8 protein-coding genes are annotated in these 5,635 nt (G+C 53.9%); 2 read left to right on the top strand and 6 right to left on the bottom strand.

Going from position 1 to position 5,635, the window contains the following annotated elements; genetic code table 11:
* Positions 1-256: 256 nt before the first annotated feature.
* The gene (locus DSM110093_RS20865; RefSeq protein ID WP_243268580.1) at positions 257-511 is read right to left on the bottom strand and encodes a hypothetical protein; all 255 of its coding nucleotides are present in this window, start codon (positions 509-511) and stop codon (positions 257-259) included.
* A gap of 258 nt (positions 512-769) precedes the next feature.
* Between DSM110093_RS20865 and DSM110093_RS20860 the strand changes: the two genes are divergently transcribed.
* On the top strand, positions 770-1,198 hold the full coding sequence (locus tag DSM110093_RS20860) for a hypothetical protein (protein WP_243268579.1): 429 nt from the start codon (positions 770-772) through the stop codon (positions 1,196-1,198).
* A complete protein-coding gene (locus DSM110093_RS20855) occupies positions 1,195-1,380 on the top strand; it encodes a hypothetical protein (protein WP_243268576.1) in 186 nt (61 codons plus the stop codon). Before DSM110093_RS20860 ends, DSM110093_RS20855 begins: the two co-directional genes overlap by 4 nt.
* A gap of 323 nt (positions 1,381-1,703) precedes the next feature.
* On the opposite strand, the gene DSM110093_RS20850 is transcribed toward DSM110093_RS20855, so the two are convergent.
* The 5 genes from DSM110093_RS20850 to DSM110093_RS20830 all read right to left on the bottom strand — a co-directional run bounded on the left by DSM110093_RS20850 (position 1,704) and on the right by DSM110093_RS20830 (position 5,635).
* Positions 1,704-2,135 carry a hypothetical protein gene (locus DSM110093_RS20850; RefSeq protein ID WP_243268573.1) on the bottom strand — a complete coding sequence of 144 codons (432 nt, stop codon included), beginning with the start codon at positions 2,133-2,135 and terminating at the stop codon, positions 1,704-1,706.
* Positions 2,126-2,872 (bottom strand): hypothetical protein, encoded by a 747-nt coding sequence (locus DSM110093_RS20845; protein WP_243268587.1) that lies wholly within the window; start codon positions 2,870-2,872, stop codon positions 2,126-2,128. The genes DSM110093_RS20850 and DSM110093_RS20845 overlap by 10 nt, the downstream gene beginning before the upstream one ends.
* Positions 2,873-3,317: 445 nt before the next feature.
* Entirely contained in the window at positions 3,318-3,683 is a 366-nt protein-coding gene (locus DSM110093_RS20840; RefSeq protein ID WP_243268585.1) for a helix-turn-helix domain-containing protein, read from the bottom strand.
* A 57-nt stretch (positions 3,684-3,740) separates the two neighbouring features.
* Complete coding sequence (locus DSM110093_RS20835; RefSeq protein WP_243268583.1) at positions 3,741-4,169, bottom strand: helix-turn-helix domain-containing protein; 429 nt, start codon at positions 4,167-4,169, stop codon at positions 3,741-3,743.
* Between the two features lie 383 nt (positions 4,170-4,552).
* Entirely contained in the window at positions 4,553-5,635 is a 1,083-nt protein-coding gene (locus DSM110093_RS20830; protein ID WP_243268581.1) for a protein rep, read from the bottom strand.

Raw genomic sequence — 5,635 nt, 5'->3', positions numbered from 1 at the left:
CGTGACCCCTCTGCCTGCCTGCTTCTTACCAGGCAGAGGTTCAGACATACTGCGGTAGATGGAGGCCGCTGTCCGTTGATCGGCATAGCGTTCCCTGCGACGCTGTTTTGCCTCTGCATTAGGCGAGGCGTCAATGTTTTGCCTCTTCTTACCAAGAGCCGCCTGCGGCGGCTTCGTCCCAGCCGATTCGGAACCGCCAGAAGTCGCCCAAGGGGTGGTCTCTATACTGGATGTGGTGGGGTGTTGTGGCTTGGACTCATACATCCGGCACACGCATGGAGCGTGTGCCAATATCCTTGCCGATCAGTGCTGACGCACTTATATTCGGTGGTATCGGTGAAAACACTAACTCGATCCTGTTTTTACTCACTTGGGCGTTTGCGCGCCGCGAAGTGGTTTTAGTTAAAGGCTCAGGATTGCCGTCCTGAGCCTTTTTCGTTGCTCTGTCCGAAATCCTACGCAGGATATTGGTCCCGCGCAAGTCAGCACCAAATCTGGGTGTTTCAGCCATCACCGACGCCATTGCTCGAAGATCAGGATCAAGACTGTGATGGTCTCCAAAGCGAGACGGTAGGTATCATAATTTGCCACAAAACTTCCTTCCTAAGCATGGTTTCACCACTGTCTTAGGAATAAGGGCCGGACCTGTGCGGCCAAATGCACGACACTGGTTCTCAATTTTTGAGAGGCAACAATCGAACCAACATTGTTAGGAGAAACGGTATGAGCAAACCCGCTGCCGTGAGAACTGACTGTGAGAACTAACTGAATGAAAGACGACGACAGCAACGCCAAGTTTGACAACATCGACCCCGAGCTGCGCCGGATGATCGAAGACAGAACGCTGAAAACCATTGAGATCGCAGATGCTGCCATGCGCCTGAAAGGCGGGAAACTCACCCTGCGTGCTTCCGACCTTCTACCAAAAGAGACAAATCCAGATACCCCGAGAGATCCGAACCAACCGATGACGGGCGCAGAGCGACAGAAGAAGCTCTATCAGGAGCGAACAGACGCAGGGTGGAAGAAAACATGGGTTCCGCCTGAACTGATCCAGTTGGCTGATGATCTCGGGGGCATTGAGAATGTCGTAAGAAGTCGAGAAGAATGGATGCGCCGCGCTATTGAGGCCGAGAAACAGAAAAAAGGCTGGCTTGGCTGGCCGCTCAACTGGCTTTTCAGGAAGGGAAAACAATGATCGGAAGACATAATCTGCTGGTAGCAGACTGGTCAGACACAAGCTTGAAAAACGAACTGGCCGAGCGCCAGAAAGACCTCACAAGAGCGACAGGTGCCGCCCAGCAAAGCTTGCAAGCAGAGATCGAAATCATCCGACAGGAGCAGAAACGGCGGCTTCGAGCAAAGCTTAAATCGGTCTAAGATTGCGCACAGTGCGCAATTTATCCGCTGCCTTGGTCTCCCGTAGGCTTCGACCAGGGCAGCTACCGTTGCGACCATGACAGCCCCTGTCCAGTGCTGTTATTCCGTCGGAATGACCACGATCATTGATGAACTATTCTCGACCGGCATCACCCACATCGAGGTTCGATGCTGGGAATGCGGGCATACGGTGACCCGTAAGCCCGGCGATGTGCCCACAGGGATCACGCAGCACGAATTCGAGCGCCGATCTGTCTGCAAGTGCGGCACAGGGTGGCCACAGGTAGCGAGATTCCCCCGGAAGAAATCGACATCAATGTAGATTATCGAGCACCACCCTGCCGCCGCGGTTGGACACGGGCAGACGTTTGCCACGCCGCCCACACCGCTGCCATTTCATCGAGTGTCATATACTTCTCATCGGGCGAGGGGTCGCCGCCCTCACCGCCTGCGCGCCGAGGATGGATCAATGACTTAAACCGCCATTCGGCCGCACCCGGAGTGCCGTATTTGCCCAGAATCCCATCGTGCTGCGCTTCAAGGCCAAGGTCGTGGATGCATCTACCCAAATCCTTGATTGTTACCTCCGGTTCTCGCTGTAACGCATAGTTAAAAAGCACGCGGGCTGACCGAGAAAACTTCAAAACCTGATCTTTTGAAAATTCCTCATTGTTCTTTCGAACCCTCGCCAGCGCTATGAGTGCATCGCGCACACTTTCGTCTGCTTTATCAAATCGTCTAAAAATCAACGCCACCTGTTATTCCTTTCGTTTTTCTTGGTGTTTGTCATTTCATCCAGCTCTCGCGCACCAGCACGCAGACCTGTGAGCTCCGGGAGGAACCGCCCGACACGCGCCGCCAGCTTCTCAATCCCGCTTAATAATCGTTGGGCATGTTCCGCCATTGCGCGCACCCGGTTCTGTTCTTGCCGCAAGGCATACATTTCTGGCTCAACCCGATCGCGCGCAGTGGCCTTCTTGCGAGTAGGTTGCAGCGCATTGAGGCCGATCTCATCCCGCAGGTATTCGTGCCACGCATCTTGCAGCGCGCTACCCTGCGCACGCTTGTCATCACGCCCATACCTGCGCTTAGCCTCGGCTTTGGTAAATTTTGACACACTGGCCCACCACGCGGTCCGACCATCTTTATAAGTCCGCTCATATGTGGGCATCGCAAAAACATCGACGGTATGCTGCCCGACTTCATCTCGATCCAGCCGTGCGGCAAACACGGCCCGCCCGCCGTGAAATTTCTGCACAAAACGCACAGAGTGCATCAGCATTTGTAGCTGGCCTTTGTCGTCCGTCGGCTGCAACGCAGTCGGGAACTGGATCAGGATGTGCAAAGCAGCGGTCTGCCCTGACTGCTTCACCCCATCCACATGAATTTCGCGGGCTTCACGCAGATCAAGCGTGTTCCAGATAAGGGCATTTTCATCGCGGACACGGCGCGCTTGACTGCTTGCGTCCTGTCGCTTGCCGTGTCGCTCCATCACCGCAAGGTCAGAGAGGCGCAGCGCGCTTTGACGCACCGCCCCTACCTTCCCCTTTTTGATCTCTGTCTCGCTCATAAGAGGGACATAGGCACCGGAGGGGTCGTAGAAAAAAGGTTTAACCCGCTAACCCTTTTTGCTGCGCAAAAAGGCGGGCCCTCTCTGGGGAGCCTTCCGGCGGACCCTGCGGGGACAGCACCAGAACATTAACAAAACCTTAAAGGGATCAGGTCTTTAACCAGTTCGAAACCATTCGCAACTGTCTTGATGTTAAGTCTGTCTTGTCAAAAGAGGAGATAGCCAATGACATTCATCACCCGCCTAATCATCGCCGTCCTGATCCACTTATGGCACGACCGATGGCATTGACCTCGGCGCGCCCGCTTCTACATCCCCCCGCCCCTACGGCCCTTTATAATGAGAGCGGGTCGGGGGGATGCAGAAGCTACTTAACGTCCTTCCGCATCCAGTCTCTCACCGAATGCCACCATCTCTCGCCCAGCATAACTTCTAAGCGATCAACCCTTGCCTCTGCTTTACGCAAGTTTTCGAGCAGCATACGGTTTTCCGTCTCCAATCCGGAAATCTTCGCAACCTGCTCCATATCCATCTGTGCATGCACATGTCCTGCACGTGTGCGCTGAACACTTTTCTGCACACCTAACCATTCACGCAAATCGCTATCGCTGATCTGCCAGCTTTGATTCCCCTTTCTGGCTGGAAGATCCCCGCTCTTTATGGCTCTCGAAACTGTTGATCGAGATACATTAGCAATCTTTGCTGCCTGCGCCGGAGTGTGCATTTCAGTCATTGTGCGAGCAGTGTGCAAAGCACACCTGCACAGGTCAATGTAGAAACTCTTAGCAGATCATTCATCGGAAGTGACACTTTCAGATGACTTCCCCGCAACCTTCCGAGGATGTTCCGCAGGATATGCTGCGGCAACGGCTTGAAGCTGTTCCACCAACGGCAGCAAGTCGTAGGCATTCGAGGAGATGATACCCTTTGTTCGCCGTTTTACTCGCTTCAACAAACCAATCTCTTCAAGCCTTCCGATGGCCCTGAGGATTTGTCGCTCTGACGTTCCACAACGAGTGGAGAGCGTTCTCATGGAAGGGTAAGGCTGCTCATCCCTCTTCCACCAAGAACCGGAAAGCTCAATTAAGACTAAAAGCTCAACCGGAGAAAGACGATCTTCTTTTGCCGCGAACTGGTTCAAGTGAAGCAGGTAATTTGGAATCTGTGCGAAGCCACGCTTCGCGACTTCTTCCCCCCATTTATTTGCCACCTCTGACATAACTGACGTCTCCTACTACCTCATTCATATGACAGAACCATACGACTGTGTGTCTGTCTATAATACATAGCAATATATAATCATTTATAAATACCTATGAATAAATATCCACGATATATATACAACGGGTTGCGCCATACGCCAAACCATGTTAGTTTGCCATGGCAGAACCATGCGCAATTGCCTATTGACATTTATATAGCAATGCTTTATGTATGGGGTGTGTTTTGATGGGCACCTCCCCTTCCACAAGGGAGTGTGTAAAACGCACTCAGATACAGGTCCTGCAAAAGACTTGTCTTGTCATCGCTTCTGGCTAACCCGTTGAGAACGATGAGTTTGATAGTTAAATCCATCAAGGCACACCTTACCACACATCCAGCTTATTCGCCATGCTCGATGAGCGGACCGGGATCAGGAATATCCCCTTTCCGGAGATATTCATCGGTCCGCTCATCGAGCATGACTTCTTGCACACCCTGCCGAGCGTCCTCGACTGTCCCTTCTTCTGCCTTGTCCTGCATCCGGCTACGGCGGTGCCGCGCGAACAACCAGAGGCCATCATCCCCCTTGCGACCGAACGAAAATACCTCGGTTTCCACAGGGTCAGGCTGCTCAGGCACCTTGGGTGGCTCATACTCTTTGACCAACTGCCGAAACGCAGGCGACTGGCGAAGCTGATGGACGCCTTTCATCACTTGGATAAACTCCCACCAGAGTGCGCCAGCCTTCATACGTTCGGCATCGGTTTCTGCCACCCGCGCATCCCGCAAGAGTTGCCACGGCGTGCGGCCTTTGCCCCGCCCTACCTTTGAGCCGGCCAATGTCATCTCTTCGCCCGCGCCCCACTTGCTGACATACTCGCCAGCCTCTTCGGCACCACAGTAGTCGAAGGAATGCTCTACCGCCTTTTTGCTCGTGCCGTCTAAGCCCGCACAGGTAAGTTCATGGAGCCATGCTTCCCGCAGCTCCTCGACCTCCTCGAAAGCCTCAGGTTGGCTATCGCAGTCAAGCAACAGGATGATGTGAAAATGGGGGTGCCAACCATTGGCACCATGGGTCACCTCGACCGCCTTTGCAAAACCGCCTGTGGCAACCTTCATCAGCCGTTTCCAATGACGGGTAGTTTTAAGCCGCTTCTCCGCCGAAGCAATCTTACCCTGTATCTCCGCCAAAGGCATCGAGCGCTTATGCCGAGCCGTCAGCGTCAGCATTACCGGCTGTAACCCCCGTTTGCGCGCTTCCGCCAATGCAGCATTCATCTCGGCGCGGCAGCCCTCTGATTTCTTGATGGTGCAACATGGACAGACCCAGCGAAGACCACAAACTTGAAGCCCCCGATAGAAAGCACGCGTAGGGACCTGCTCGCTCTTGATCTGCCCACCCTTGGAAACTTTAAGCTTCTTATGGGTCTCGACGCGCACAAGGCGGGTCTCCTGACCTGCTATCTGCGTCCAGCTGCACAT

The sequence above is a fragment of the Sulfitobacter sp. DSM 110093 genome (assembly GCF_022788715.1).
Classification (GTDB): domain Bacteria; phylum Pseudomonadota; class Alphaproteobacteria; order Rhodobacterales; family Rhodobacteraceae; genus Sulfitobacter.
This window is presented reverse-complemented; position numbering and strand designations above follow the sequence as displayed.